The organism is Microvirga aerophila, from assembly GCF_003332305.1.
GTDB lineage: Bacteria > Pseudomonadota > Alphaproteobacteria > Rhizobiales > Beijerinckiaceae > Microvirga > Microvirga aerophila.
This window is the reverse complement of the sequence record NZ_QOIO01000049.1, coordinates 1-26,157: the sequence shown is the minus strand read 5'-3', so window position 1 is coordinate 26,157 and position 26,157 is coordinate 1. Positions and strand designations below refer to the sequence as shown.

The window sequence follows — 26,157 nt, the reverse complement described above, 5'->3', positions numbered from 1 at the left end:
TCCCGCTCCGCTCTAGGCCTTGAGCTCCCGGTAGCGCCGGTCCTGGTAGATCAGCGCAGGGCTTTTCTCCCCGATGCGGATGGCGGCGATCTCGCCGATGATCACATGGTGGGTGGCGACGACCCGCGCATCGCTCAGGCGGCAGTCGAACGCCACGAGGCCAGTCGTCAGGAACGGGGACCCGGTTGCGAGGGTCCCCCAGCGCCCAGCCGAGAAGCGATCCTGACCGAACAGGCCAGTCCGCCCGGCGAAGATGTCCGCAAGCGCGGCATCGCCGGCCCCAAGCGCGTTCACGCAGAACACCCCGTTCGCCAGCAGGGCCTCGGCTGACCGGCTTGACGTATTGACGCAGACCAGAAGGGCTGCTGGGCTGTCCGTGACGGGCGCGACAGCCGTCGCCGTAAAGCCGGCGCGACCCTCCGGCCCGTCGGTGGTGACCACGTGCACGGCGGCGGCGACCCGGCTCATGCCCTCCCGGAAGAGGGCGGGGTCGAGACCATCGGGGCCGGTGACCGGTTCTGGGAAGGGCTGCGTCTTCAACATCTTTGTCCGAGGAAGCCTCTTCCACCCTTTCCGGAGGAGCACAAGACCATTACGGGCCATATGGCAGGCCATGCCTATTTTGAAAGCTCGCTTTGACGTAAGTTTAGACTCTAGTTGTATCAATTTGGCTGATACGAAACTTAACAGATCGTTGTCGAACTGAATCCGGTTTGCTAGAGACAGCTCTCCTTACGTCCGGCTTGGCCTTGATCCCACATCGTGCTTTGCTATGGCGTTTCCCAAGAACGACCCCCATCCAGAGGGGGCAAGGGTAGGACATGGAAATTTTTGTGCAGCAGCTCATCAACGGGCTGACGCTGGGGTCGATCTACGGCCTCATCGCTATTGGTTATACGATGGTGTTCGGCATCATCGGCATGGTGAACTTCGCCCATGGCGACGTCTTCATGCTCTCAGCTTTCATCGCGCTCATATTCTTCTTGATCCTGACCACCTGGCTCGGGATCTCGTCCATCGTGCTGGCGCTGTTCATCGTTCTCATCATCGCGATGATCCTCACGTCCTTGTGGGGCTGGGCAATCGAGCGCATCGCCTATCGGCCCCTGCGCGGGTCCTTCCGCTTGGCGCCGCTGATCTCGGCCATCGGGGTCTCGATCTTCCTGTCGAACTTCGTCCAGGTGGCTCAAGGAGCGCGCAACAAGCCGACGCCCCCCATGGTGGGCGACGTGATCGTCCTGTTCCAGGGAGCGAGCGGCTACAACGTCGCCCTCTCGTACAAGCAGATCATCATCATGGTGGTGACGGCGGTTCTCCTGACCGTCTTCTGGTACCTCGTCCAGAAGACCTCGCTCGGCCGCGCCCAGCGCGCCTGCGAGCAGGACCGCAAGATGGCGGCGCTGCTTGGCATCAACGTGGACCGGACCATCTCCCTCACCTTCGTGATCGGCGCGGCCTTGGCCGCGGTCGCCGGAACCATGTACCTGCTGTATTATGGCGTGGTGAGCTTCAATGACGGGTTCGTGCCCGGCGTGAAGGCCTTCACGGCGGCGGTCCTGGGCGGCATTGGCTCGTTGCCGGGCGCCGTGATCGGCGGCCTGATCATCGGCCTCATCGAGACGTTCTGGTCGGCTTATTTTTCGATCGAGTACAAGGACGTGGCGGCCTTCTCGATCCTCGCCATCGTTCTGATCTTCATGCCGTCCGGTATTCTCGGGCGGCCTGAGGTCGAGAAGGTTTAAGGAGCCTTAACCCATGAATGCTCCTGCGATTACGACCGCGGCGAACACAGGCAAAACCTCCGCGGCGGAAGGTCATTTCGACCTGGCCGCCGCCCTCAAGGATGCCGCCAAGACCGCTCTGATCACTCTGGGCCTCTCCATCCCGATCCTGTCCTACAAGACGAATCAGAGCGGGGCGGACCTGTTCCTGAACCCGCGCTGGGGATTGGTTGCCATCATCTGCGCCATCGTGTTCGGCCTGCGGCTCGTGCTGCACGCCTTCACGGCGACGCGGGCCTACCGCAAGTCCCTGCCCAGCCCGCATCAGGCGACGGAAGCCGTTCACGCGGAGCCCAGCGCCTACCAGAAGGCCTCCCGCTTCGGCATCCCGTTCTTCCTCGGGATCGCCCTCACGTTCCCGATCCTGATCTATCTGATCCAGGGCGGCCTGAACGAATCCCGCTACTGGGTCGACCTCGGCATCCTGATCCTCACCTACGTGATGCTCGGATGGGGCCTGAACATCGTGGTGGGCTTGGCCGGCCTCCTCGATCTCGGCTACGTGGCGTTCTACGCGGTCGGCGCGTATTCCTACGCCCTGCTCTCCACCACTTTCGGCCTGTCGTTCTGGATCTGCCTGCCGCTAGCCGGCATCCTGGCGGCCTTGTGGGGCATGATCCTGGGCTTTCCGGTGCTGCGCCTGCGGGGCGACTACCTCGCCATCGTGACGCTGGCCTTCGGCGAGATCGTCCGCCTCGTCCTGATCAACTGGACGGACCTGACCAATGGCGGCGCCGGCATCTCGTCGATCCCGCGCGCAACCTTCTTCGGCCTGCCGTTCACGGCCGGCGAAGGCGGCTTCGCGAGCACCTTCGGGCTCGAGTTCAACGGCATGCACAGGATGATCTTCCTGTACTATCTCATCCTGGCCCTCGCGCTTCTGACCAACTTCGTCACCATGCGGTTGCGCAAGCTGCCCGTGGGACGCGCCTGGGAGGCCCTGCGCGAGGACGAGATCGCGTGCCGGTCGCTCGGCATCAACACCACCAACACCAAGCTGACCGCGTTCGCTATCGGAGCCATGTTCGGCGGCTTCGCGGGTTCGTTCTTCGCGGTCCGCCAGGGCTTCGTCTCTCCGGAAAGCTTCAACTTCCTGGAATCGGCCATCATCCTGGCGATCGTGGTGATGGGCGGCATGGGATCCCAGATCGGCGTCGCCATCGCGGCCATCGTGCTGGTCGGCGGCCCGGAAATCCTCCGCAACCTGAACTTCCTGCAGTCGGTTTTCGGGACGGGCTTCGACCCCAACGAATACCGTCTCCTGCTGTTCGGGATCGGTATGGTGGCCATGATGGTATGGCGTCCGCGCGGTCTGATCTCGGAGCGCGAGCCCTCGGTGATCTTGAAGGAGCGCAAGGCGATTTCCGGCTCCCTCGTGAAGGAAGGACACGGCTAATGCGCTGGCAGCAGGATCCCATCCTCGACGTACAGCATCTCACGATGCGCTTCGGCGGCCTTGTGGCGATCAACGACCTCTCCTTCACGGCCGGGCGCGGCGACATCACCGCGCTCATCGGGCCGAACGGCGCGGGCAAGACCACGGTCTTCAACTGCATCACGGGCTTCTATAAGCCCACGGAGGGTATGATCGCCCTTCGCAAGCCCGACGGATCGCAGCTCCTCCTGGAGCGGCTGCCGGGCTACGACATCAACTGGAAGGCCAAAGTCGCCCGCACCTTCCAGAACATCCGCCTGTTCTCCGGCATGACCGTGCTCGAGAACCTGCTGGTGGCGCAGCACAACCCGCTGATGATCTCATCGGGCTTCACGCTCCTGGGCATCCTCGGCGCGGGCAGCTACCGCAGGGCCGAGAAGGAAGCCATCGAGAAGGCGAAGTTCTGGCTGGAGAAGACCCGCCTCACGCACCGGGCGGACGATCCGGCCGGCGACCTTCCCTATGGCGATCAGCGTCGCCTTGAGATCGCCCGCGCCATGTGCACGGACCCTCTCCTGCTCTGCCTCGACGAGCCGGCCGCTGGCCTCAACCCGCGCGAGTCCCTGGAGCTGAACCAGCTCCTGCTGTCCGTGCGCAACGATCACGGCACCTCGATCCTTCTGATCGAACACGACATGTCGGTCGTGATGGAAATCTCGGATCACGTGGTGGTGCTCGACTACGGCACTAAGATCTCCGACGGCACGCCGTCCGAGGTGCGGGACGATCCGAAGGTCATCGCCGCCTATCTGGGCGTCGCCGACGACGAAGTCGAGAAGGTCGAAGCGGAGGTCGGCGTATGAGCATCGCGGCAACGAACACACCCGTGCCGTCGAGCCCGACGGCACTTTCCACGGCCCGCCAGCCGCTTCTAGGCGTGCGCGGCGTGAAGACCTATTACGGCAACATCATCGCCCTCAAGGGCGTGGACATGGATGTCCATGAAGGCGAGATCGTCACCTTGATCGGCGCCAACGGCGCCGGCAAGTCGACCCTGATGATGACGATCTTCGGCAACCCGAGGGCACGCGAGGGCACGATCACCTATGCGGGGCAGGACATCACCCGGATGCCCACTCACGAGATCGCCCGCATGTCGATCGCCCAATCCCCGGAGGGGCGGCGCATCTTCCCGCGCATGTCGGTGTTCGAAAACCTCCAGATGGGGGCGTCCATCAACGGCATGGCCCATTTTGATCAAGATCTGGAGCGAGTCTGCACCCTCTTTCCGCGCCTCAAGGAGCGTCTGCAGCAGCGCGGCGGCACCCTGTCGGGCGGCGAGCAGCAGATGCTGGCCATTGCCCGCGCGCTCATGAGCCGGCCGAAGCTCCTCCTGCTGGATGAGCCGTCGCTCGGCCTTGCGCCCCTGATCGTGAAGCAGATCTTCTCGATCATCAAGGAACTGAACGAGAAGGACGGCATGACGGTCTTCCTCGTCGAGCAGAACGCCTATCACTCCCTCAAGCTGGCCCATCGCGGCTATGTGATGGTGACGGGCAACATCACTTTGAGCGGAACAGGCAAGGAATTGCTCGAAAATCCCCAGGTCCGAGCCGCCTATCTCGAGGGAGGCCACTGATGCAGGGCGTTCTCTACGAAGAGCCGTCGGTTTGGCTCTTTCTGTTCGTCACCGTGGTTATGGGCGGTTGGGCCGCCTGGATGACCGGCCGGGCCATCGCCATCACCTGGCGGGCCTACTGGAACCTGATCCTCTATCTGCTGATCCTCGGCGCTGCGGTGCGCTTCATCCATTTCGCCCTGTTCGGGGGGACCCTCCTGTCGATCCACTATTACGTCATCGACACGATCGTGATCCTGATCATCGGCACCCTCGGATTCCGCTATTACCGCGCCCGTCAGATGACGTCGCAGTACCGCTGGCTCTATGAGCGCACCGGGCCGTTCGGCTGGAAGGAAAAGTCCTCTCATACGAACGGCTAAGACGGATAAATTCCAGCGTGACTTCCGCCTAAAAAGAGGCATGATGTCACGCGGATGGCGGGTTATAACCTGCTCAACCCGGCCCCTGAGGAAGAGGGGCCAATAAAACCACCCCAGAGGAGTGACCTCATGAAAAAGTTGCTGTTGACCGGCGTAGCACTCGGTCTTGGCCTCGCCTTCTCCGGCGCGGCCAACGCGCAGATCAAGATCGGCGTGGCCGGTCCCGTGACGGGCCCGAACGCCGCTTTCGGCGCGCAGCTCAAGAATGGCGTCGAGCAGGCCGTTGAAGACATCAACGCGGCTGGCGGCATCAACGGCCAGAAGCTGCAGATCGTCGTCGGCGACGACGTGTCCGACCCCAAGCAGGGCGTTTCGGTGGCCAACAAGTTCGCGGCCGAAGGCGTGAAGTTCGTGGTCGGCCACTTCAACTCCGGCGTGTCGATCCCGGCCTCGCAGGTCTATGAGGAAGCCGGCATCGTTCAGGTCTCCCCGGCCTCCACGAACCCGCAATTCACCGAGCGCGGCATGTGGAACACCTTCCGCACCTGCGGTCGCGACGACCAGCAGGGCCTCGTTGCCGGCAGCTATCTCGCCGACAAGTTCAAGGGCAAGAAGGTCGCGGTCATCCACGACAAGACCCCCTATGGCAAGGGCCTCGCCGACGAGACCCAGAAGACCATGAACTCCAAGGGCCTCAAGGAAGTCGTCTATGAAGGCGTCAACCCGGGCGAGAAGGACTACTCGGCTCTCGTGTCCAAGCTGAAGCAGGCTGGCGTCGACGTGGTGTATTTCGGCGGCCTCCACACGGAAGCCGGCCTCATCATCCGCCAGATGCGCGACCAGGGCCTCGCCGCCCCGCTCATGTCGGGTGACGGCATCGTGTCGGCCGAGTTCACCTCGATCGCCGGCCCGGGCGCCGAAGGCACCCTCATGACCTTCTCGCCGGATCCGCGCAAGAACCCGAACGCGAAGGATGTGGTCGCCAAGTTCAAGGCCAAGAACTTCGAGCCGGAAGCCTACACCCTGTACAGCTACGCCGCGACCCAGATCCTGGCCGAAGCCGCGAAGCAGGCCAACAGCACCGACGGCAAGAAGGTCGCTGACGTCATGAAGGCCGGCAAGCCCTTCAAGACCGTCATCGGCGACATCACCTTCGACAAGAAGGGCGACATCACCCGTCCGGACTACGTCATGTACGTCTGGAAGAAGGGCGCCGACGGCAAGATCGACTACTCGGGCAACGAGCTCGCCATGTAATCGACTGGCCTGAAAGCCACGTCTCAAAGAAACCCGCCCTGGTGACAGGGCGGGTTTTTCAATAGATGCGCCCCTGCCCTCGCTCTGAGAGCGCGATCATACCTCCGACCTCATCGTGAGAGGCTTGCCCATGGTCCTCCGACCTTATCCTGAGGAGCATCCGTGAGGCTGCGTCTCAAAGGAGGATCCAGTGTTCTCTGGAGACGCCCTCTCCTTCGAGACGTCTCGCTCTTCAGCGATAAAGGTTGAGCGGCGATAACCGTCAAGCGGCCCAAGTGAAGCGAGCGATCATGAGATCCTTGAACCTGTCCCTGTTGAGCGAAGCCTACGCCATCTGCCGCCTCCCGCCGGGCGAGCCGGTTGCGCCCCTACCCCCGGTTTCCTTCTCGCTTCTGGTTCAAGCGCCGGATGAAACGACCCTCGTCTGCTCTCTCGATCAGGCGCCGTCGCACGCGGAAGTCGATGCTGGCTGGCGCTGCTTTCGCATCGAGCAGAGCTTCGATTTCAGCGTGCCGGGAATCCTCGCTTCGGTCCTCGCGCCCTTAGCCAGGGCTGGGATCGGCATTTTCGCCACCTCAACCTTCAGCACCGACTACGTTCTGGTGAAGGTCGAGGATCTCGACCCAACCGTCGAGGCCCTACGGGCGGCCGGACATGTCGTGTCGCTCTGATCGGCTAATCCCTCTCAATCCGGGCGGCGAAACAGCCGCGCCTGGCGAAGTGGGCATCCACATGGGCCACGTTCGCATTGGCGAGAAAGCGCTCAACCAGGTCAAGAACCTGCTCACCCTCCGCGACTTCCGCGTCGACCATGATTGCATCAGCATCGTAGGCCCGGAGGGACAGGAGCCGGTCCCGTAGGATGGGCGGCAACTCGCCACGGTAATATCCCGTGTCGGCGTTGCGGCTCACATAGATCGGCCCGCTCGCCCGGTACGGCGAAGTCGTCGTCTGCTGGTGGGCGTGGTTGAGAAGCAGGAGTTCCGACCCAATCGACACCCGTTTCAGAGACACACGGCACGGGAAAGCGTCAGCCTCGTCGGCAAGAACTCGCCGAGCGCCTAGGGCCGCAAGTTCGTTGTCGGTCAGACGAAACAGATCAGAAAAAGCCCTGGCCTCAAGGCCACGAATGGAAAACGGCATGAACGGTCTCCTATAATGGGACCGTCAGGATCGTTTGCTGAATGGTCCGAAGCGACCCGATTTCTGTGGCAAACCATGTCGAAGATCACGTTAGCGATCCATGCTCCTCTGGTCACTCCGGGGCGGCGAAGCTGAGCCTGACCCGAAGGGGCACGCGAAGCGGGGAAACCCATAGTCGCTAGCGGCTCAGGATAAAGCGGGACGGGCTGCGCTTCTTCCTCACAGCGCTGTGTTTAGGTTCCAGGCTCGCATCTTAGATGCGCCCCGGAATGACCGAGGAGGAAAGGGTGCTCACCCCAACGTCCCCAGCGCCGGGAACGTCTCCAGTAGCCAGAACGACATGTTGGTGATCCAGCCTGTCAGGAAGGCGATGCCTGTCAGGACGAGCAGCACGCCCATTACCTTCTCGATCATGCCGAAGCGCGACCGCATGCGCTTGAGAACGGCCACGAAAGGCTTCATGGCAAAGGCTGCGAGCAGGAACGGGATTCCGAGGCCCAGCGAATAGGCCGCGAGCAGGATCGCCCCGCGAGACACACTCGCCTCGGAGCCCGCTACCGCCAGGATGGCCGCGAGCACCGGGCCGATGCAGGGCGTCCAGCCGAACGCGAAGGCAAGACCCATCACGTAAGCGCCCCAGAGGCCAACCGGCTTGTCCAGGTTGAACCGGGCCTCCCGGTAGAGCAGCCCGATCCGGAACACTCCGAGAAAGTGCAGGCCCATGATGATGATGGCAACGCCGGCCACGGTGCTCAGGACGTCGAGATATTGCCGGATCACTTGGCCCAAGGCCGAAGCGGTAGCGCCCAGCAGGACGAACACCGTCGAGAAGCCCGCCACGAACAGGAGCGCCGCCAGGAGCGCCCGCTGGCGAACGGCACCGTCGCCCGCGTTGAGCCGGTCGAAGGTAGTGCCCGCCAGGAAGGAGAGATAGGGGGGCACCAGCGGCAGGACGCAGGGGCTAAGGAAACTGATGAGGCCACCGAGCATGGCGGCCGGGAGGGAGACGCTGAGCATAAGGTCTTCTAACCTCTCCCGGCCTCACAAGAAAGGTAAGGGCCGTCTCACTCTCCGGCTTGTGAAGCTGGTCGTTTTCGGGTTGCCTCGAACCCATGATCCAATCTCGCAATCTCATCACCGATGTCGAAGGCCTGCGTGTGGGCAATGCCCATGACGCAAAGCTCGCCTCCGGCGTGACCGTGACCCTCTTCGACGAGCCGGCCATTGCCTCCTGCGCGGTGTTCGGAGGCGCGCCCGGCACCCGCGAGACCGACATGCTGGAGCCGGACAAGATGGTGCAGGGCATCCACGGGATCGCCCTATCCGGCGGTTCGGCCTATGGGCTCGATGCCGCAAGCGGGGTACAGGCCTATCTTCGGGAACAAGGCACCGGCCTTGCCATAAGGGACGTGCGGATCCCCCTCTTGCCTCAAGCGGTCAGCTTCGACATGCTCAACGGCGGCGACAAGAATTGGGGCCGCTATCCACCTTACCGCGAACTGGGCTACGAGGCCGCCCGCACGGCGGGTCCCGACTTCGAGCTCGGCACCGCCGGCGGCGGCTTCGGGGCGACGACCGTGAACCTGAAAGGCGGCCTCGGCTCGGCCAGCGCCGTCACGTCCTCCGGCCATGTGGTCGGGGCGCTGGTGATCGTGAACAGCGTCGCGTCCGCCGTTATCGGCGACGGACCTCATTTCTGGTCTGGGGCGTTTGAGGAAAACGACGAGTTCGGCGGGTACGGGCACCCGGAGACGGTGGGTCCCACGCAGCGGGAGTTGATCTGGAAAGGCGGTCCGCAACCCGCCACCACGATCGCCCTGGTGGCGACGGATGCAGTGCTGACCAAGGCCCAAGCCAAGCGCCTCGCCGTCTCGTCCCATGCGGGCATCGCCCGGGGCCTGCGCTTCTCCCATGCGCTCTACGACGGCGACACGGTTTTCGCCGCCGCCACCGGGCGCAAAGCCCTTCAGGCGGAGGAGGACTTCACCCACATCACCGCCGTCGTGGCCGATTGCCTGACCCGGGCCATCGCCCGGGGCGTTTTCGAGGCAACCGCCCTGCCCTTTGCGTCAGCGCAGCCGGCCTGGCGCGACCGCTTCAGGCGACGCGAGCGGCCCTAACCCGGGTCAGCGCTTCCACTCGATCGTGGGATTTTCACGGAACGCAAATCCTTCCAAGTGCCTCTGGAGAACATCCTGCACCCGGTCGAGGGCAGCCTCGTCCGCTCCCTCGCAGCGAAGGATGAGCCTGTCGTCCTCGGCCTCCATCATGCACAGCCCGAACGGGAACTCGGCCCTGCCCTTCCGGGTGTCGTACTCGACCGAAATTTTATGAGCAAAGTGCTTGCAGAGCTGGACGAGATACCGGCTCGCATTTTGGGTCTCGACCTGGGCTTGAGACTGCACCATTGGCCTTACCTCCTTCAAAGATAGCTCGAGAGCCAGCGCTAGGCCGGCCCTCGACGAATGCGGTGTTTGTTGGCCTGTCAGAACTTCAGATTCGCCGACAGGTAATAAGACCGCCCGGGAGACAGGACCGGGTTGATGATGTCCGTCTGGGCATAAGTTGCGCGGCTGTAGTAATCCTCGTCGAAGATGTTGCGCACATCCGCCCGCAGGGTCATGTTCTCAAGGATCTGGGCAGGCTTCCATTCCAGGAAGGCGTTGACAACCTTGTATCCCTCGATCGGCTGGAACCCTTCGGCACGCAGAGCCGGATCGTCCACCCCGAGGGCGAACTCCGCCGAAGCGCCCAGGGTCAGCCCGTACTGGGTCCAGGTATAAGCCCCCGACAGGGTGAACAGGTCGCCCACCGCAATGCCGTTATTGTAGTCGCCGGGAAGCGCGATGCGATTGCCGTAGCGCACATCCGCATGGCTGAACTTGGCGCCGATGAAAGCATTCTCCCAATCGTAGCGGAGAGCGAAATCGACGCCCTGGCTTCTGAGATTGTCGCCGTTGATGCGGGCTCCAGCCGCGAAGTCGTAGGCCACGGGGTTGAACATCAGCGTGTGGAAATAGGCAGCTTCCGCCGACAGGCCCTCATAGGCCAGAAGGCGCGCGCGGGACCTGAAGTTATGCGCCGTGGTCGGCGAGAGGTTCGCCGCATAGAGATAGTCGCGGGCGTGGAAGAGCGCCGCTTCCGCAAGCTCGATGCCGCCGAAATTATAGCTGTAGCCGCCGAACAGGCTGAAATGATCGGTGAGGAAGTACTCGGCCGAGACGTTGGGGCTCAGTCCCCCGTTGGCGAAGCTCTGCCCGTCCACCGCGTCGTACCATTGATGGTCGGCGCGAAGGCCGGTGGAGATGCGTAAGGATTTCACGGGCTCAAGCCTTGCCTGCACGTAGGCGCCCACATTGGTGGCTTCCTCACGCACGTCGGACGAGAAGTAGAAGCGCTCGACGTAAGACCGGTCGTTGTTGAAGTCGATGCCCGCCGTGATGCTGCCGATGGAGAGCCCGAAGGTGTTCTGCACCTTGCCGCCCGTGCTCTTGATGCTGGCGTTGAAATCGCCCGAGGGACGTCCGTAGAAACCGCCCGGTCGGTCGAGGTTGTTCTGGTTGTAGTAGAACAGCACTTCCGGATCATAATAATCCGTCGGCTTGGTCATCGTGTACTTGAAGGTGGTCGTGAACCGGCGCGCTTCATTGTAGTTGAAGGCCGGGTTGAGGAAGCCGAGATTGGCCCGCAGCCTGCGGAAGCCTTCGTCCTGCACGTATTCCTGCGAGACCTGGAAGCGGTGCCCCTCGGGAGACTCGTAAGCGAGCTTGCCGAGGCCGCTCACCAGATCCGCTGCCGTGCCGGGCTCGGTCCTGCCGGCGCCGTTCCGGTAGTCCTGCCCCTCCTCCTTCATCAGAATGCGCAGGACCTCGAACCCGTTGGACCGGCCATAGCCTGCTCCGGTCACGTTGATGGTCCGGGAGTTCGTGTCGAACCCGGTCGACAGGAAGCCGCCGAGGCTCCTGCCGGGCAGGATGAGATCGGCCGCGTCCTTGGTCTCGAACCTCACCGTTCCGCCGAGAGCTCCTGGCCCCGCATCCGCCAGCGAGATCGCCGAGTCCACCCGCACCGCCTTCAGGAACATCGGGTTGATGATGATGTTGCCGTTGTGGTGCCACATGTTGCTCTTCTGCTGGGCGCCGTCGATCTGTACGTTGAGTTTGCTCTGGTCGATTCCGTGCAGGTAGAATTTCTGCGATGCGACGCTTCCGCCCGCCACCGCGATAGCCGGGTCGTCGGCGAAAAGCTGCTTCAGGTCGCGCGGGTTCTCGCGCTCGATCTCCTCGGCGGTCACAGCCAGTTCCGAACCCGGGTCCCGTTTGACGTCCTCCACGGTCACCGGATCGAGCGCGATGGCTTCCTGCGCCATGCTCGACTGGATCTGCAGAAGCAGCAGCGGAAGGCCTATGACTGAAGCGAGAAGATTGAATTTTTTGTTCGACATACCAAGCCCCCGGATCCGCCGTCGGCAGAGTGTTTGGACAGCGCCGCTCGGGAGCATCGACCGGGACACTTGCATGCCCAGTCGCGTTCCTGGCTCGCATGGTGCGGACCGCGAGCGGAACCTATTGCGGCCCAAACGCGTGTGCCAGCTTCAATGCTTTTTCGGAGAAGCAAAATTCGTTTGCGCAAACGTCAAAGAGATTCGATTACACGTAAGCCACGTGAGTTTTGCACTTTAGAATTGGTCTATACTAAATTTTATTGAAACAATTCAAAGGTGACGTTGATACAAGTATTATAGACATATTGATAGAGGCTGCATCCGATGCTAAATCGCGTTCATGTTACCTGCCCGTCCACTCAACGAGCGCGAGATCAGCCGCGCCAAACTCACCGCCCTGGCAGATGGGGCAGGTTCGAATTTCCGCATTCTCGCCCCTGAGGAACTGCCGCCGGAGGATGTGGCCGTCAGGGGAGATTTCCGCGTCGTTCGCTTCCGCTCCGGGCTCATCATGCACTGCTCGGATACGCGGGAGGTCTTCGATCTCACCACGCAGGTGCTTCAGGAGCCGGGCCTATCCTGCTTCCTGTTCCTGACCGGTACGGTGGACATGCGCCTCGGCGACAGGACATTTGCGCTGGGCCGGGAAGCGGGTTCGCGGGACGGCCCGCTGCACGGAAAGCTCATCAACTGCGCGGAGCCGGATCTGCTGACTCGCATCTCCAAAAAGAGCCGGCATATCCGCAAGGTTGTCGTGACCCTGCCATCGGACTGGATGGAAGAGGAGGAGGCTGGAAGCAATCTCGACCGGGCGGCCCTGCGCGCCTTCGGCCGAACGCATCTGGCATCGGCCGATTGGCAGCCCTCCCCCAGGATCGTCTCCCTGGCGGAGCAGATCCTGCATCCTCCCGCCCACGGCGGCGTTCTTCAGAATCTTTACGTCGAAAGCCGATCCATCGAGATCGTCGCCGAGGCCTTGCGCATCTTCTCTCCGGACAGTCGGCAGAGCGTCGAGACCATCCGCACCAGGGACCACGAGCGCATCAGGGCCATCGCGGCACTCCTGGGCAGCAGGGGGTACGTCCCATCATCCATCGAGGATCTAGCCCGGGACGCCGGCATGAGCGTCAGCTCGCTTCAGCGGCATTTTCGGTCGGCCTACGGGATGACCGTGTTCGAGTTCGTGCGCAACGCGAGGCTGGACGAGGCGCGGCACAGCCTGGAGCATGAGGGCGTTAGCATTGCCGAAGCCGCCTACCGGGCCGGCTATTCGAACCCGGCCAATTTCGCCACGGCCTTCAAGCGCCGCTTCGGCGTCTCGCCGAAGAACATGCGGAGTTAGACTTCACCGCCCGTCATCCCGGACTTGATCCGGGGGATCCACGACTTGTCAGCGCTGCGGCTCCAAGACGTGGATGGCCGGGATAAAGCCCGGCCATGACAACGATGTTAGCGTTTCCGGCCGCCTGTCGAGAAGCCTCAACCCGTAAACCGCTCCGGCCGGTAGGGCTTCGGATCGATCAGTGTCGGCTCGCCGATGATCATCTCGGCCACCAGACGGCCTGTGACAGGGCCGAGCGTCATGCCATGGTGAGCGTGACCGAAGCTGAACCAGAGCCCTTTGTGACGCGGGGCTCGGCCGATGATCGGCATCATGTCCGGCGTGCAGGGGCGCATGCCCATCCAGGGCTCCGGATCGACCCGTTCGCCGAGCGGGAAGAACGCTTTGGCGATGGGTTCGGCGCGCTGGAGCTGCACGGGGGATTTCGGGGCGTCGCGATCGGCGAATTCCGCGCCCGTGGTGAGGCGGATGCCCTTCGCCATGGGAGCCAGGAAATAGCCGCGCTCGAAATCGAGCGTCGGGCGGTTGAGCACCGCATTGCCCTCGGGCTTGTAGTGCATGTGGTAGCCGCGCTTGACGGCGAGCGGGAACTTGTAGCCCAGCGCCTTGGTCACCGCGTCGGCCCAGGGGCCCAGCGCCACCACGACGTCTTTTGCATCCACCGGCCCCTTCTCGGTCTGAAGCCGCCAGCCATCGGCCGTCTGCTCCAGGGTTTTGGCGTCGCCCGCCGCAACCGCGCCACCGAGCTTCTCGAACAGCTCCACGTAGGACAGGACGAGATGGTAGGGATCGAAGATGGCGGCCGGATCGGTCCAGTGGATGCCGCCTTTCAGCTCCACCTTCAGGTGCGGCTCGCGCTCGGCCACGCCCTTGGTGTCCAGCGCCACGAAGTTGACGCCGAAATCGCTTTTCACATGCTCGGCGTCGCGAAGCTGCCGCTCCATGGACTTCTCGGATCGGAAGACCTTCATCCACCCGGTGGGGCGGATGAGGTGCGTCGAGCCGGCAGCCTCCGCGAGCGCCATATGCTCGGTGACGCTGTGCTCGATGAGAGGCGCATAAAGACGGGCAATAGCCTCGTGCTGCGCCGGGCGGGAATGCATCCAGTACTGGAACAGGAACGGCGCGAGCTTGGGCAGCGCGGCCATGTGATAATGCGCGTCGATCGTATTGTTGAGCGCATAGCGCAGGAGCGCCCCGAAATCGTGCGGGAAGCCGTAAGGATAGACGCCCTCGCGTTGGATCAGGCCCGCATTGCCGAAGGAGGTTTCCTCCCCGGGCCGGCGCTTGTCGACGAGGAGCACGGAGCGGCCGCGCTTTTGCAGGTGAATGGCCACCGACACGCCGATGATGCCGGCACCGAGAACAACCACATCCTTCCGCATGGAAACTCAAGCCCCATTCCTGTCGGCCCTCACGGTCGAGAGCCGAGGGGCTTCGTGCCCCTCTTGCGTGGTCGCATCTTTACCCCCGATCGTCGAACCCCGTCCACGCATTTCCTGTGGTAAAAGGACGTCTCCCCAGCAGTCTCGGGGCGGGAGAGCGCCGATGTCCCGTTGCCGCCGCGGAAGGCTCGTGCTACCGGCGCGGCCATGACACGTCCCCTTCTCATCGCCCCTTCCATCCTGTCCGCTGATTTCGCCAAGCTAGGCGAAGAGGTCCGCGCCGTCGACGCTGCTGGCGCCGATTGGATCCACATCGATGTGATGGATGGCCACTTCGTGCCCAACATCACGATCGGTCCCGACGTGGTGAAGGCGCTGCGCCCCCACTCCACCAAGGTCTTCGACGTGCACCTGATGATCGCGCCGGTCGATCCCTATCTGGAAGCCTTCGCGAAGGCGGGCTCGGACATCATCAGCATTCACGCGGAGGCGGGCCCGCACCTGCACCGCTCCCTCCAGACCATCCGGTCGCTCGGCAAGAAGGCCGGAATCGTGCTCAATCCCGGCACGCCGGAATCCGCCGTCGAGCCGGTGCTCGACATGGTGGACCTGATCCTCCTGATGACGGTCAATCCCGGCTTCGGCGGACAGGCCTTCATCGGCTCGGTCTGCGACAAGGTCCGCCGGGTCAAGGCCATGGTCGGGGATCGTGACATCGACATCGAGATCGACGGCGGCGTGACGGCGGAAACCGTTCCGCTTGTCGCCGCCGCTGGTGCGAACGTGTTCGTGGCAGGCTCCGCCACTTTCAAAGGCGGTCCTTCGGCCTATTCACAGAACATGGCGGCGATCCGCGAGGCGGCCACCAAGGCCCGCTGATCAATACCCATTCCAACCTCCCGCCGGCCTTTCCCATCAGATCGACCTTCCGCAACGGAACCACTGCTCTGCGGGTCCGTTGCCAATGCTCATTGAGGCGGGAGGCTCACATGCTGAGCGGTTGCAGAGTGCTCGTGCTGGAGGATGAAATCCTCATTGCGGACGACATCAGCCACCTCCTAATCGAAGCCGAAGGCGTGCCTGTCGGCCCGGTGTCCAGCATCAACGAGGCCCGCCGGCTTCTCAAGGACGGGACCGTCCTCGATGCGGCCGTGCTGGACGTCAACCTCTCCGACGGACTCGTCACGCCGATCCTGGAGGCCCTGAACGCCCGCGGGGTCCCGACGCTTGTTTACACCGGAGGCCAAGTGCCAGACGGCGTCCGTCACCGCCATCCGGACTTGGTCGCGCTGTCCAAACCCGTTCAGCCCGCGCGCCTGATCGGCGAGCTGCGGCGGCTGATCGGCAGCAAACCTCGGGTACGCTAACGGGATCGTGCGACGGCTCAGCAACGCACTGGCCCAAACCTTCGCGAGCTAAATGCCGAAAGGCGGAGCCGTACGGCTCCGCCTTCCAGCTGCTTCTACTAAAACCAGACAGCTGATCAGACGACCAGAAGGTATCCGTGCTGCACATCCCAAGCGGTCGGGGCCGCTTGGCCCTCGTTGCCGTTGTAAAGCGGACGGCCATACAGGTCCGTCGCCTCTGCCTCAACGATCTCGGCCCACAGTTCGGCACGCAGATCCGTGCCAGCCGGGAAGCGGCTGTCGAAATCGACCATGTTGAAGTTCCCGAGCAGATTGTCGTGGATGCTCTGGACACGGTCCGAATTGGTCCCTTCATCGGAGCCATCGGCCGCGTACTTCCCGATAACGTCATCGAGCGGCTCTCCGCCTTTCCTCAGATATTCTACGTATTTGAGGCCGAGGCGAATGAAGGCCTCGTTGACGGTTTCATCGTAATAATTGCCATACGTACTGTAGTTGTCGTCCAGATAATCCCAGACAGCCTTGAAGGCGTCGCCCTTTCCGCCGTTGATCGTGAGAGCGTCGATGGCGCCCTCGACACCACGCTCGGACAGCAGTTCGACGATAATCGAATCCAAATTCTGCACCGGCTCGAATTTGGTATCCAATGCAGCATCCGCCTCAGTAAACGAGATGCCGGTGAGGTTCACGCCCCCGTTGGCCTGGAAATCAATGTCGACACCTGCCAGCTTCGAGAAGTCGAGCGTGACGTTGGTGTCCTGCCCAATGACTATCTTTTCAACCTTCTCGAACTGTCCCGCGCGAAGATTGGTTGTTTGACCATCCTCTTGCTCGACCTGAATGAAATTTTTGTTTGAGTTGAAGTTAAAGGCGTAGTTGCCGCCCGAAAAAATCATCACGCCGTTGTCGTCGATGAACTAAGTCTTTGAATTAGATAGAAGTGCCATCATGTTGCCCCGTTAGAAAAGCGGCCGAACTCTGCACGGACAAGGGTTAGGGCGTCAATAGACTATCTTCCTCAACGTAAGAATAAAGTAAGCCCCTTCAAAAGCGAGCGCATATCAAGCATCGAAATGGCTTAACGCGTCCACTCCTCGGCAGAGGCCGTTCCATCGGGACCGCGCAAAGCTTGTGTTTGCCACGGTCATCCCATAGTCACCACGCCAGGATCCCTGGAGCCGTTCTCCGAGCGCTGACGCCGCTGTTACAGGGCGTAAAAAGCACTGGTTATCAACGGCTTCTCTGAGCATCGCGCTTTGCCCGCAGGAGAAGAGTTATGATCCCTCGCTACAGCCGCCCCGAGATGGTGGCCATCTGGTCGCCTGAAACCAAGTTCCGCATCTGGTTCGAGATCGAGGCCCATGCCACGACGGCGCTTGCCAATCTTGGCGTGGTTCCGAAGGAGGCGGCGGAGATCGTCTGGGAAAAGGGCTCCAAGGCCACTTTCGACGTGGAGCGCATCGACGACATCGAGCGCGAGGTGAAGCATGACGTCATCGCGTTCCTTACCCACCTATCGGAGATCGTCGGCCCGGAGGCGCGCTTCGTCCACCAGGGCATGACATCGTCCGACGTGCTCGACACCACCTTCAACGTGCAGCTCGTGCGCGCAACCGATCTCCTGTTGCGCGACATGGACGCGCTGCTGGCCGCCATCAAGCGCCGGGCCCTTGAGCACAAGATGACGCCCACCATCGGGCGTTCGCACGGCATCCATGCGGAACCGACCACCTTCGGGCTCAAGCTCGCCCAGGCTTATGCGGAATTCGAGCGCTGCAAGGTGCGGCTGATCGAGGCCCAGCGCGAGGTCGCAACTTGCGCGATCTCAGGCGCGGTCGGCACCTTCGCCAATATCGACCCGAGCGTCGAGGAATACGTCGCCGAGCAGATGGGCTTGTCTGTCGAGCCGGTCTCGACGCAGGTGATTCCGCGCGACCGGCACGCCATGTATTTCGCGACCCTTGGCGTCATCGCTTCGTCCATCGAGCGCTTGGCCATCGAGGTGCGCCATCTCCAGCGCAGCGAAGTTCTGGAAGCGGAGGAGTTCTTCTCGGCGGGTCAGAAGGGCTCGTCTGCCATGCCGCACAAGCGCAATCCGGTCCTGACCGAGAACCTCACCGGCCTTGCGCGCATGGTGCGCGCCTACGCGCTGCCGGCCATGGAGAACGTGGCGCTCTGGCACGAGCGGGATATCTCCCATTCCTCCGTGGAGCGCATGATCGGGCCCGACGCGACCGTGACGCTGGACTTTGCCCTGGCGCGGCTCACGAACGTTATCGACAAGCTCGTGGTCTATCCGGAGAACATGCAGAAGAACCTGGATCGCCTCGGCGGCCTCGTTCATTCGCAGCGCGTGCTGCTGGCCCTGACCCAAAAGGGCGCCTCGCGGGAGGACGCCTACCGCCTCGTCCAGCGTAACGCCATGCCGGTCTGGCGCGGCGAAGGCGACTTCCTGACCCTTCTCAAGAGCGACAAGGATGTGACCGGATATCTCTCGCCCGCCGAGATCGAAACCTGCTTCGATCTCGGCTACCACTTCAAGCACGTGGACACGATCTTTAGCCGGGTGTTCGGCGCGAGCTGACATCTATCAAGCAAGATCAGCTTCCTCCCATGGCCGGCCCCGCGCCGGCCATTTTCGTAGGGCGCACCGGAGAAGTAAGGAGAATACAGACCAGCCCTGCGCTGCGGACAATGCTCAGCCCTTAGGTGGGGGTGGAAATATTTTTCCGTTGGGCAACAATGCCCATCGGGATCAACGGCGCGGAGATATTTTCCATGCTGTCAGAGAGGATTCTCTCCACCGCCTTCACCCGAGCGGTGAAGCGCGGCACCTTGGAGATGACGACGGCCGGGGGGCGGCGCATGTCCTTCGGCAATGGTGGAGGGCCCCAGGTCGCGATCAGGTTCACGGATGCTCCCGCCCATATGGCCCTGTGCCTCCATCCGGAGCTGAGATTGGGCGAACTGTTCATGGACGGTCGCCTCGTGATCGAGCTGGGCACGATCTACGACCTGCTCCAGCTTCTGCTTCAGGATACGGGCGGAGCCTTCGACGAGCTTCCCTTCCACCGGCTCAGGAAGATCCGGGTCTGGATGAAAAGGCGCAGCGAGAACGACGCCAAGAAATCCAAGCGCAATGTCGCCCACCATTACGACCTGGACGGACGGCTCTACGCCTTGTTCCTGGACAGCGACCGTCAGTATTCCTGCGCCTATTTCGACCACCCGGACGCCACGCTGGAAGAGGCGCAGCGCGCCAAGAAGCGGCACATCGCCGCCAAGCTCCTGCTGGAGCCCAGCCAGAGCGTGCTCGATATCGGCTCGGGCTGGGGCGGCATGGGCCTGTACATGGCGCAGATCGCGCGGGCAGGTTCCGTCAAGGGCGTTACCCTTTCGGACGAGCAGCTGGACGTCTCGCGCAAACGGGCGGGAGCGGCCGGGCTGCTGGGGCGGGTCAGCTTCGAGCACGAGGATTACCGGGACACGAAGGGCGCCTTCGACCGCATCGTGTCGGTCGGCATGTTCGAGCATGTGGGCCCTCCCTCCTATGACGAATACTTCAAGACCTGCGGGCGGCTTCTGAAGGAGGACGGCGTGATGCTCCTCCACACCATCGGCCGCTCGGGAACGCCCTACCCGACCAACCCATGGATCACCCGATATATCTTCCCGGGCGGGCATTTGCCGATCTTGTCAGAAATCCTACCGTCCATCGAACGGGCCGGACTGGTCGTAACCGATATCGAGGTGCTTCGCCTGCATTACGCGCTGACCCTGAAGGCATGGCGCGAGCGCTTCCTGGCTCATCGCGACGAGGTCCTGCGCCTGTATGACGAGCGCTTCTGTCGGATGTGGGAATGCTACCTCGCCATGTCGGAGTCGGCCTTCCGGTTTCAGGACGCGGTGGTGTTCCAGATCCAGCTCGCCAAGCGCAACGACACGGTGCCCCTGACCCGCGACTACATCGCCGAGCGAGAGGCGGCCCTGAGGGTGATGGAAGACATGCAATTGCAGCAGAGCGCTTGAACCGGCAGGCGCGGACGTTTACCTCGGGAGTCATGAAAAGCTCCGATTGCGACATCCTCATCGTCCCCGGCCACACGAATTCCGGCGCGGACCATTGGCAGAGCCGATGGGAGCGGCAGCTCTCGACCGCGCGCCGGATCGAGCAGGAAAACTGGGACGCGCCGGCCAGGAACGACTGGATCGAGCGGATTGCGCGCGACGTGAAGCGCGCCAAGCAGCCTGTCGTTCTCGTCGGCCACAGCCTGGGCGTGGTGGCGATCGCCCATGCGGCTCCGCTTCTGCCGAAGGGAAAGGTGCAGGGCGCCTTCCTGGTCGGTCTGCCCGATGTGGAGCGGCCGGATTTCATTCCAGCCATCGACAGGGCCTTCGCGCCGATTTCGCGCGATCCCCTGCCCTTTCCGTCCGTGCTCGTGGCGAGCCGCACCGATCCGCATTGCGATTACGACAAGGCGGAGGACGTGGCCTATTCATGGGGATCGGCGATCGTGGATGCGGGTGACGCCGGCCATATCAACACCGACAGCGGCCACGGTCCGTGGCCCGAGGGCCTGATGCGCTTCGCGGGTTTCCTGAAGCAGCTCTAAGGGCGGGACCGAGGCTGACGACTCCCTGATCTTGCCGGTAGAACAGTATCGCGTTCTGCGGGTACCGTCGGTGCCCTCCGCCCCTTTCGGGGAGGAGGTGGAGGTGGGGGTCGCAAAGTCAGAACTCTGAGCTTCGTTGTCGAGGCGCAAGGCCGCTACAGCCTCACCTCAAGCTCTCTCACTCGGTCACACCACCCCCACCCAGCTGCTCACGCAGCCACCCTCCCCGCAAGGAGGAGGGAACCGGCGTCGCGCCATTCCACCACGACCTCTCCCATCGGAGAGGCGAAAGCGCCTCGGCACTCCCCTATCGTCGCTCCCGACCAATATGACTAAAGTTCATGCGACAGTCACTTCGCGGAGAGCAGGAGGGCAGCAACAATGAACCCGTCGACCACCAAGGAGATCCTAATGAAGAAGATCGCCGCATTCGCCGTCGCGACACTGCTCGCCGCATCGGGCACTACGCCCTCGCCCAAGGTGCAGGTCCCGGAGGAGCGGGAACGCCCGGCGGGCCGGGGGCCGCGCAGGAGAGCCAGAGCCAGCGCCCTGAACGTCCGCGCATGACCCAGGATGACTTCAACCGGTTCGTGGATGCCCGCATCGCAGGCATCAAGGCCGGCCTGAGGCTGACGGGCGACCAGGAACGGCTCTGGCAGCCGGTGGAGAACGCCATCCGGACCAATGCCGGCGAGCGCTTCACCCGCTTCGAGCAGCGCCGCGACCGGCGCGACCAGCGTCAGTCGACGGACTTCATGCAGCGCCTCGAACAGCGCGGCGCCTCCATGACGGAGAATGCCCAGCGCACGACCGCCATCGCGACCGCCATGCGGCCCCTCTGGGACACGTTCAACGAGGACCAGAAGCGGATCGCTCCCCGCCTCCTGCGCCCAGTCATGGGTGAACCCGGCTGGCGTGGCGAGCGACGGGGCGGCCGGCGCGACCACGCAATGCATCATGGGCGCATGGGTGGCGGCATGGAGCACCACCGAGGCGGCCCGCATGGCCAGGGTCAGCAGCAAAACCCGCAATAAGCGAATAACGAAAAAGGCCGCCCATTGGGCGGCCTTTCTGATTTTGTCGGCTTTCTATTCGCGGATTAGCGCGAGTAGAACTCGATCACGAGGTTCGGCTCCATCTGAACCGCATACGGCACCTCGGAGAGGGTCGGGATGCGGGTCACGCAGGCGGTCATCTTGGAATGATCGACCTCGATGTAGTCCGGAACGTCACGCTCGGCGAGCTGGCTCGCCACGACGACGACCTCGAGCTGCTTCGACTTTTCCTTGACCTCGATCACATCGCCGGCCTTGACCTGGTAGCTCGGGATGTTGACGCGGCGGCCGTTGACCTTCACGTGGCCGTGATTAACGAACTGGCGCGCAGCGAACGGGGTCGCGACGAACTTGGCGCGGTACACGACCGCGTCGAGACGACGCTCGAGCAGGCCGACCAGGTTCTCGCCCGAGTCGCCCTTGAGGCGGATCGCTTCCGCGTAGTAGCGGCGGAACTGCTTCTCGGTGATGTTGGCGTAGTAGCCCTTGAGCTTCTGCTTGGCGCGCAGCTGCGTGCCGAAGTCAGACATCTTGCTCTTGCGGCGCTGGCCGTGCTGGCCGGGGCCGTATTCACGGCGGTTCACGGGGCTCTTCGGGCGACCCCAGATATTCTGACCCATACGGCGGTCAAGCTTGTGCTTGGCCTGAATGCGCTTCGACATCGCTGTTCCTCTTTGTTGTCGAATTTGCGAGGAACGCGCCCTCCTCTTCCCCTCATCCCGAGACAATCTCGAGGGACGGGACGACAGGCCGACCGGAGCCGGGCCACGGGAGCGTAAAAAGTTACGCGGCCCGTGGGGACCGCGCGACCGGGTGGCTTTAGGCGAAATGGGCCAGGAAGTCAATCGGCACCGGGCTCCAGGCCGAAGCGATAGCTTCCCCTGACGTCATTCCGGGCTCCGCTGCGCGGCCCCGGAATGACGAGGGGGCCTTTGATAGGCGGTCCGCCTCACCCTTGCATCAACGGCATGTCCTCGACCGCCAGGAGCGGAAGACCCTTCTCGACCAAGGCTCTTTTCAACGCCGGCGTGACGCCGGCCCCGCTGGTGAACACCGCGATCGCCTCCTCGTCACCGGCTTCGTGCCCCGGCACAGGAGCGCCGATGAGCTGCAGGACACGGCGTGCAATGGCAGGGGCCGGGTCGATCCAAGCGACGGGCCATGGGGCCAGCGCCTGAAGGCGGGGCAGAAGCAGCGGGTAATGGGTGCAGGCAAGCGCCACCACGTCGGTGCGGCCGGTCTCGTCCTCCACGAAACAGGGCTTGAGCTCCGCCAGCAGCTCCTCGTCGGAGACGGGCATGCCGGCAAGCTCCGCCTCGGCGAAGCCCGCGAGCTTGCGGGAGCCGACGAGGCTCACCCGGCAGCCAGCCGCATAGGTCTCGATCAGGTCGCGGGTATAGTCACGCGCCACCGTTCCGGGCGTGGCCACAACCGTCACGTGCCCGGAAAGCGTGGTCTTGGCCGCCGGTTTGATGGCCGGAACCGTGCCCACGAATGGCGTCGAGAAACGCGCCCTGAGATGCGGCAGCACCAGGGTGGAGGCCGTGTTGCAGGCGATGACCACCAGTTCCGGGTCGTAGAGCCCTATCAGCCGCTCCATTACGGCGAGCACCCGGGCGACCAGCGCCTCCTCGGTCAGGCGGCCATAGGGAAATCCGGCATCGTCCGCAGCATAAACGAAGCGCGCGTCCGGACGGGCCTTTAGGACCTCGGAAAAGACCGTGAGGCCCCCGAGGCCGGAATCGAACACCAGAATGGTCGGGACGGGAGCCGGCATGACTGCCGGGTTATAGACCGCTCCCGCGAGAAGATCGATACGCATACAAGAGGCCCCCAACGATACCGATTGAGATTTATGAGCGTCCGCTCAAGAACTCCGACAAGCTGTGCTTTGTTTCCGTGGGCGCGAAGTTCAGGCGGCGGCGCGGTCCGCGCTCCTGCTTCTCCTCCGGCCCCTCGCCTTTCGGCATGTCGGCCGTGAGCCGGCGCACGGGCCAACCGTCGCTCCAGGATCCCATGTCGATGAATTTCGGATCGCGCCGGAGGGCTGCCGCGTCCCGGCCCGCGAAGGCCGCCGCGGCGGCCATGTCGAAAGTCTTCCAGTAGGCCAAGTAGTCGAGGGTGTCGGTGCCGCTGTTGGCAAGTTGCTGGGTCAGGATCGTCTGCGGACCTGTCAGGGCCATGTCGGCGCTCCAGCGCCAAGTGTTCTTCTGCTTTGGATCCTTCGGCGGGTCGGGCGGCAGCTTGATGGCCGAGGCCTCATAGTCGGGTTTCGGCGAGCCCGGCGAGGCCAGGGCCGCCGTCAGGGCCGGATAGCCATGGTCGTCCGAGGCCGCCCGCATGAAGAGCTTACGGCCTGCGGGAACCGCCGTGGCGTCCTGGAGAATCTTGCGGGCGGCCCGATCGCTCGGCAGGTAGTCGCGATCGCCGCTCATCATGATCAGGAGGGTGGAAGCATCGATATTCGAGAGATCCCCCAGGAGGATCCCGCGCTCGCTCTCACTGGAGGCGATGCCGCCCGGCATCACGCCGAAGATCAGCTTAGGAACAGGGATATTGCTCGCCGCCGCTCCGGCCGCGAGGTTCAAGGCGATGGGCACGCCGGCGGAGTGCCCGATCACGGCGACGCGCTTGAGATCGGGCCTGGCGCTTGCATCATCCGCAAGCGCTTCCAGCGCGCTCTTGACCAGGGTTGCGGCAAGCGTCGACGCATCGGCCGGACGCGAGCGATTCACCTCCTGAAAGCGCGGGAAGAGAACGAGATTTCCCTTACGGGCCAGATGATCGATCCAGCCGCCGTAGATTCCTGGGCTCACGGCCCCCCAGGAATGGAGGAAGATCACGACGGGACGCGGCTCCGTGGCCTGTTCCGCACCATGGAAAACGTAGGTCCCAGCGCTAGTGGTCCCGATCCCCCGCTTCGTCACCTCGCTGATCTTGTAGTCCGATCCGCCCGGCCCCTGCTCCGGCTGTTTCGGAGGCGTCGCCGCCTCCGCCGGCGCAGCGGCAAGGCAGGAACCGAGGAGGAGCGTAAACAACGGACGACGCATGGGCGATCTCGAGTCCAAGGTTGGCTGGCGCAGACTGCGCCAAGCAACATTAAATCAGAAGATCTTTAAGGCTTTCTCAATCTGCGCGCTTCCGCAAGGGCTCGAATCGCCCCTCTCAGGGTGCGCACATCCTGCTCGGACATCTCGAGCCGGTGGAAGATGTCCCGCATGTTGCGGGCCATAATGGGCTTTTTGTCGGCCGGATAGAAATTCACCGCTTCGAGCTCTGCCTCGATATAGTCGAAGAACGACACAACCATTTCCCGTGGAGCCGGCGGCGAAAGCCTCTCCCCCGCGAAGGGAAGCGCGCCGCCCGTCTCGCGCTTGCGCCACTCGTAGGACATGAGCAGAACGGCCTGCGCCAGGTTGAGGGACGAGAACTTCGGGTCCACCGGAAACGTGATGATGGAGTCGGCAAGCGAAATCTCGTCGTTCTCCAGCCCGGTCCGCTCCCGCCCGAACAGGATGCCGACCCCCTGCCCGACGCCAATCCGCGCTTGCGCCTCCGTCATGGCGGCGTCGGGCCCAAAGACCCGCTTCATCTGTCCCCGCTCCCGGGCCGTGGTGGCGAAGACGTAGTTCAGGTCGGCAATCGCCTCGCTGGCCGTGTCGTAGAGCCTTGCGCCCTCCAGGATATGGGTCGCGCCGGAAGCCGCAGAATGGGCCCCCTTCTTCGGCCAGCCGTTGCGCGGGGACACGAGGCGCAGCTCCGAGAGGCCGAAATTCGCCATGGCGCGAGCCACCATGCCGATGTTCTCGGCCAGCTGGGGCTCGACGAGGATGATAACGGGGTGGTTCATGGGGAGAGCTTCGGGCAGGAGTGTCGGCCTCACTCCCATAGCGCCAAGCAACCCGAGGAGCCAGTGGCGCCTTTTCTAAATAAAAAGACCTCCCGCGGATTAGCCCGACAGGAGGCCCGTAATGAGGTGGCTCGGTTTGTCTGAACAGCGTTTTCGGTTCGCTAAGTGGAGCCTCTGCCGGGGTTAGGCTGCTGCAAGCTGCGGCAGCGGAGTGGAGTAGGCCTGATCGGGTGTCCTGCGGTCAAGGCTCGAATGAGGCCTCCGGCCATTGTAGAAGGCCAGATACCGACCAATCGAAGCGCGGGTCTCAGCGACACTGTCGTAGGCCCTGAGATAAACCTCCTCGTATTTGATGCTGCGCCACAGGCGCTCGACAAAGACGTTGTCGCGCCAAGCCCCCTTGCCATCCATGCTGATCGCGATCTCGTTCTTGCGCAGCACGCTGGTGAAGTCGTGGCTGGTGAACTGACTTCCTTGATCCGCGTTGAAGATCTCAGGACAGCCATAGCGGGCCAGCGCTTCCTCCAGCGCCTCGATGCAGAAC

The 26,157-nt window shown here is 63.2% G+C and carries 27 protein-coding genes; 15 read left to right on the top strand and 12 right to left on the bottom strand.

All coding sequences use genetic code 11. The annotated features are described in order from the left end of the window. Positions 1-12 precede the first annotated feature (12 nt). Positions 13-543 (bottom strand): flavin reductase family protein, encoded by a 531-nt coding sequence (locus DRB19_RS22165; protein ID WP_114188204.1) that lies wholly within the window; start codon positions 541-543, stop codon positions 13-15. A gap of 278 nt (positions 544-821) precedes the next feature. Here DRB19_RS22165 and DRB19_RS22160 point away from each other — a divergent pair, with 278 nt between their 5' ends. The 7 genes from DRB19_RS22160 (at position 822) to DRB19_RS22130 (ending at position 7,085) form a co-directional block, all read left to right on the top strand. Next, the gene (locus DRB19_RS22160; protein ID WP_114188203.1) at positions 822-1,742 is read left to right on the top strand and encodes a branched-chain amino acid ABC transporter permease; all 921 of its coding nucleotides are present in this window, start codon (positions 822-824) and stop codon (positions 1,740-1,742) included. Between the two features lie 13 nt (positions 1,743-1,755). Next, positions 1,756-3,177: a high-affinity branched-chain amino acid ABC transporter permease LivM gene (livM, locus tag DRB19_RS22155; RefSeq protein WP_114188202.1), complete on the top strand. Its 1,422-nt coding sequence runs from the start codon at positions 1,756-1,758 to the stop codon at positions 3,175-3,177. Next, the gene (locus DRB19_RS22150) at positions 3,177-4,019 is read left to right on the top strand and encodes an ABC transporter ATP-binding protein (RefSeq protein ID WP_114188201.1); all 843 of its coding nucleotides are present in this window, start codon (positions 3,177-3,179) and stop codon (positions 4,017-4,019) included. Before livM ends, DRB19_RS22150 begins: the two co-directional genes overlap by 1 nt. Continuing rightward, positions 4,016-4,795 (top strand): ABC transporter ATP-binding protein, encoded by a 780-nt coding sequence (locus DRB19_RS22145; protein WP_245439738.1) that lies wholly within the window; start codon positions 4,016-4,018, stop codon positions 4,793-4,795. The genes DRB19_RS22150 and DRB19_RS22145 overlap by 4 nt, the downstream gene beginning before the upstream one ends. Continuing rightward, on the top strand, positions 4,795-5,157 hold the full coding sequence (locus tag DRB19_RS22140; protein WP_114188200.1) for a DUF6867 family protein: 363 nt from the start codon (positions 4,795-4,797) through the stop codon (positions 5,155-5,157). Before DRB19_RS22145 ends, DRB19_RS22140 begins: the two co-directional genes overlap by 1 nt. Positions 5,158-5,286: 129 nt before the next feature. After that, complete coding sequence (locus tag DRB19_RS22135) at positions 5,287-6,414, top strand: branched-chain amino acid ABC transporter substrate-binding protein (RefSeq protein WP_170148939.1); 1,128 nt, start codon at positions 5,287-5,289, stop codon at positions 6,412-6,414. Positions 6,415-6,704: 290 nt separating this feature from the next. Next, the gene (locus tag DRB19_RS22130; protein WP_114188199.1) at positions 6,705-7,085 is read left to right on the top strand and encodes an ACT domain-containing protein; all 381 of its coding nucleotides are present in this window, start codon (positions 6,705-6,707) and stop codon (positions 7,083-7,085) included. A 4-nt stretch (positions 7,086-7,089) separates the two neighbouring features. On the opposite strand, the gene DRB19_RS22125 is transcribed toward DRB19_RS22130, so the two are convergent. Together DRB19_RS22125 and DRB19_RS22120 are read right to left on the bottom strand one after the other, a co-directional pair. Next, on the bottom strand, positions 7,090-7,557 hold the full coding sequence (locus DRB19_RS22125) for a DUF1203 domain-containing protein (RefSeq protein ID WP_114188198.1): 468 nt from the start codon (positions 7,555-7,557) through the stop codon (positions 7,090-7,092). 291 nt (positions 7,558-7,848) lie between these two features. Beyond that, positions 7,849-8,574, bottom strand: a complete 726-nt coding sequence (locus tag DRB19_RS22120; protein WP_114188197.1) for a cytochrome c biogenesis CcdA family protein — start codon at positions 8,572-8,574, stop codon at positions 7,849-7,851. A 95-nt stretch (positions 8,575-8,669) separates the two neighbouring features. On the opposite strand from DRB19_RS22120, the gene DRB19_RS22115 reads away from it, so the two are divergent. Beyond that, a complete protein-coding gene (locus tag DRB19_RS22115) occupies positions 8,670-9,677 on the top strand; it encodes a P1 family peptidase (protein WP_114188196.1) in 1,008 nt (335 codons plus the stop codon). Between the two features lie 6 nt (positions 9,678-9,683). On the opposite strand, the gene DRB19_RS22110 is transcribed toward DRB19_RS22115, so the two are convergent. Beyond that, positions 9,684-9,965, bottom strand: a complete 282-nt coding sequence (locus DRB19_RS22110; protein ID WP_114188195.1) for a DUF2218 domain-containing protein — start codon at positions 9,963-9,965, stop codon at positions 9,684-9,686. Positions 9,966-10,042: 77 nt separating this feature from the next. After that, on the bottom strand, positions 10,043-12,001 hold the full coding sequence (locus DRB19_RS22105) for a TonB-dependent receptor domain-containing protein (RefSeq protein ID WP_162815801.1): 1,959 nt from the start codon (positions 11,999-12,001) through the stop codon (positions 10,043-10,045). 340 nt (positions 12,002-12,341) lie between these two features. Here DRB19_RS22105 and DRB19_RS22100 point away from each other — a divergent pair, with 340 nt between their 5' ends. Continuing rightward, entirely contained in the window at positions 12,342-13,343 is a 1,002-nt protein-coding gene (locus DRB19_RS22100) for a helix-turn-helix transcriptional regulator (protein ID WP_114188193.1), read from the top strand. Between the two features lie 137 nt (positions 13,344-13,480). Here the strand turns inward: DRB19_RS22100 and DRB19_RS22095 are convergent, their stop codons facing one another. Next, positions 13,481-14,728: an NAD(P)/FAD-dependent oxidoreductase gene (locus DRB19_RS22095; protein WP_114188192.1), complete on the bottom strand. Its 1,248-nt coding sequence runs from the start codon at positions 14,726-14,728 to the stop codon at positions 13,481-13,483. A 207-nt stretch (positions 14,729-14,935) separates the two neighbouring features. On the opposite strand from DRB19_RS22095, the gene rpe reads away from it, so the two are divergent. Continuing rightward, complete coding sequence (gene rpe / locus DRB19_RS22090; RefSeq protein ID WP_114188191.1) at positions 14,936-15,607, top strand: ribulose-phosphate 3-epimerase; 672 nt, start codon at positions 14,936-14,938, stop codon at positions 15,605-15,607. Between the two features lie 110 nt (positions 15,608-15,717). After that, positions 15,718-16,095 carry a response regulator gene (locus DRB19_RS22085; protein ID WP_114188190.1) on the top strand — a complete coding sequence of 126 codons (378 nt, stop codon included), beginning with the start codon at positions 15,718-15,720 and terminating at the stop codon, positions 16,093-16,095. A gap of 116 nt (positions 16,096-16,211) precedes the next feature. On the opposite strand, the gene DRB19_RS22080 is transcribed toward DRB19_RS22085, so the two are convergent. Then, the gene (locus tag DRB19_RS22080; RefSeq protein WP_147021769.1) at positions 16,212-16,994 is read right to left on the bottom strand and encodes a hypothetical protein; all 783 of its coding nucleotides are present in this window, start codon (positions 16,992-16,994) and stop codon (positions 16,212-16,214) included. A gap of 377 nt (positions 16,995-17,371) precedes the next feature. On the opposite strand from DRB19_RS22080, the gene purB reads away from it, so the two are divergent. The 4 genes from purB to DRB19_RS22060 all read left to right on the top strand — a co-directional run bounded on the left by purB (position 17,372) and on the right by DRB19_RS22060 (position 21,742). Continuing rightward, positions 17,372-18,679 (top strand): adenylosuccinate lyase, encoded by a 1,308-nt coding sequence (purB, locus tag DRB19_RS22075; protein WP_114188188.1) that lies wholly within the window; start codon positions 17,372-17,374, stop codon positions 18,677-18,679. A gap of 194 nt (positions 18,680-18,873) precedes the next feature. After that, positions 18,874-20,124 carry an SAM-dependent methyltransferase gene (locus DRB19_RS22070; RefSeq protein WP_114188225.1) on the top strand — a complete coding sequence of 417 codons (1,251 nt, stop codon included), beginning with the start codon at positions 18,874-18,876 and terminating at the stop codon, positions 20,122-20,124. A gap of 32 nt (positions 20,125-20,156) precedes the next feature. Beyond that, positions 20,157-20,708 (top strand): RBBP9/YdeN family alpha/beta hydrolase, encoded by a 552-nt coding sequence (locus DRB19_RS22065; RefSeq protein WP_114188187.1) that lies wholly within the window; start codon positions 20,157-20,159, stop codon positions 20,706-20,708. Between the two features lie 341 nt (positions 20,709-21,049). After that, positions 21,050-21,742 (top strand): Spy/CpxP family protein refolding chaperone, encoded by a 693-nt coding sequence (locus DRB19_RS22060; RefSeq protein WP_114188186.1) that lies wholly within the window; start codon positions 21,050-21,052, stop codon positions 21,740-21,742. 65 nt (positions 21,743-21,807) lie between these two features. Here DRB19_RS22060 and rpsD read toward each other — a convergent pair whose 3' ends face one another. The 5 genes from rpsD to DRB19_RS22035 form a co-directional block, all read right to left on the bottom strand. Then, the gene (gene rpsD / locus DRB19_RS22055; RefSeq protein WP_114188185.1) at positions 21,808-22,425 is read right to left on the bottom strand and encodes a 30S ribosomal protein S4; all 618 of its coding nucleotides are present in this window, start codon (positions 22,423-22,425) and stop codon (positions 21,808-21,810) included. A 287-nt stretch (positions 22,426-22,712) separates the two neighbouring features. Further along, on the bottom strand, positions 22,713-23,585 hold the full coding sequence (murI, locus tag DRB19_RS22050; RefSeq protein ID WP_114188184.1) for a glutamate racemase: 873 nt from the start codon (positions 23,583-23,585) through the stop codon (positions 22,713-22,715). Positions 23,586-23,616: 31 nt separating this feature from the next. Beyond that, positions 23,617-24,813, bottom strand: coding sequence for a dienelactone hydrolase family protein (locus DRB19_RS22045; protein ID WP_114188183.1), 1,197 nt, complete (start codon positions 24,811-24,813; stop codon positions 23,617-23,619). 65 nt (positions 24,814-24,878) lie between these two features. After that, positions 24,879-25,613, bottom strand: coding sequence for an RNA methyltransferase (locus DRB19_RS22040; protein ID WP_114188182.1), 735 nt, complete (start codon positions 25,611-25,613; stop codon positions 24,879-24,881). 183 nt (positions 25,614-25,796) lie between these two features. Beyond that, positions 25,797-26,157: integrase core domain-containing protein (locus DRB19_RS22035; protein ID WP_162815800.1), on the bottom strand; the 361-nt coding region annotated here is incomplete at its 5' end.

Excerpts from the sequence above, each read along its gene's own strand:
- DRB19_RS22095 (WP_114188192.1), bottom strand. The coding sequence starts at position 14,728 with ATGCGGAAGGATGTGGTTGTTCTCGGTGCCGGCATCATCGGCGTGTCG.
- DRB19_RS22120 (WP_114188197.1), bottom strand. The coding sequence starts at position 8,574 with ATGCTCAGCGTCTCCCTCCCGGCCGCCATGCTCGGTGGCCTCATCAGT.
- purB (WP_114188188.1), top strand. The coding sequence starts at position 17,372 with ATGATCCCTCGCTACAGCCGCCCCGAGATGGTGGCCATCTGGTCGCCT.
- DRB19_RS22065 (WP_114188187.1), top strand. The coding sequence starts at position 20,157 with ATGAAAAGCTCCGATTGCGACATCCTCATCGTCCCCGGCCACACGAAT.
- DRB19_RS22110 (WP_114188195.1), bottom strand. The coding sequence starts at position 9,965 with ATGGTGCAGTCTCAAGCCCAGGTCGAGACCCAAAATGCGAGCCGGTAT.
- DRB19_RS22140 (WP_114188200.1), top strand. The coding sequence starts at position 4,795 with ATGCAGGGCGTTCTCTACGAAGAGCCGTCGGTTTGGCTCTTTCTGTTC.
- DRB19_RS22165 (WP_114188204.1), bottom strand. The coding sequence starts at position 543 with ATGTTGAAGACGCAGCCCTTCCCAGAACCGGTCACCGGCCCCGATGGT.
- DRB19_RS22145 (WP_245439738.1), top strand. The coding sequence starts at position 4,016 with ATGAGCATCGCGGCAACGAACACACCCGTGCCGTCGAGCCCGACGGCA.
- DRB19_RS22135 (WP_170148939.1), top strand. The coding sequence starts at position 5,287 with ATGAAAAAGTTGCTGTTGACCGGCGTAGCACTCGGTCTTGGCCTCGCC.
- livM (WP_114188202.1), top strand. The coding sequence starts at position 1,756 with ATGAATGCTCCTGCGATTACGACCGCGGCGAACACAGGCAAAACCTCC.
- DRB19_RS22085 (WP_114188190.1), top strand. The coding sequence starts at position 15,718 with ATGCTGAGCGGTTGCAGAGTGCTCGTGCTGGAGGATGAAATCCTCATT.
- DRB19_RS22045 (WP_114188183.1), bottom strand. The coding sequence starts at position 24,813 with ATGCGTCGTCCGTTGTTTACGCTCCTCCTCGGTTCCTGCCTTGCCGCT.
- DRB19_RS22115 (WP_114188196.1), top strand. The coding sequence starts at position 8,670 with ATGATCCAATCTCGCAATCTCATCACCGATGTCGAAGGCCTGCGTGTG.
- DRB19_RS22105 (WP_162815801.1), bottom strand. The coding sequence starts at position 12,001 with ATGTCGAACAAAAAATTCAATCTTCTCGCTTCAGTCATAGGCCTTCCG.
- DRB19_RS22060 (WP_114188186.1), top strand. The coding sequence starts at position 21,050 with ATGCGACAGTCACTTCGCGGAGAGCAGGAGGGCAGCAACAATGAACCC.
- DRB19_RS22040 (WP_114188182.1), bottom strand. The coding sequence starts at position 25,613 with ATGAACCACCCCGTTATCATCCTCGTCGAGCCCCAGCTGGCCGAGAAC.
- DRB19_RS22125 (WP_114188198.1), bottom strand. The coding sequence starts at position 7,557 with ATGCCGTTTTCCATTCGTGGCCTTGAGGCCAGGGCTTTTTCTGATCTG.
- DRB19_RS22130 (WP_114188199.1), top strand. The coding sequence starts at position 6,705 with ATGAGATCCTTGAACCTGTCCCTGTTGAGCGAAGCCTACGCCATCTGC.
- rpe (WP_114188191.1), top strand. The coding sequence starts at position 14,936 with ATGACACGTCCCCTTCTCATCGCCCCTTCCATCCTGTCCGCTGATTTC.
- DRB19_RS22070 (WP_114188225.1), top strand. The coding sequence starts at position 18,874 with ATGCTGTCAGAGAGGATTCTCTCCACCGCCTTCACCCGAGCGGTGAAG.
- murI (WP_114188184.1), bottom strand. The coding sequence starts at position 23,585 with ATGCGTATCGATCTTCTCGCGGGAGCGGTCTATAACCCGGCAGTCATG.
- DRB19_RS22160 (WP_114188203.1), top strand. The coding sequence starts at position 822 with ATGGAAATTTTTGTGCAGCAGCTCATCAACGGGCTGACGCTGGGGTCG.
- rpsD (WP_114188185.1), bottom strand. The coding sequence starts at position 22,425 with ATGTCGAAGCGCATTCAGGCCAAGCACAAGCTTGACCGCCGTATGGGT.
- DRB19_RS22100 (WP_114188193.1), top strand. The coding sequence starts at position 12,342 with ATGTTACCTGCCCGTCCACTCAACGAGCGCGAGATCAGCCGCGCCAAA.
- DRB19_RS22150 (WP_114188201.1), top strand. The coding sequence starts at position 3,177 with ATGCGCTGGCAGCAGGATCCCATCCTCGACGTACAGCATCTCACGATG.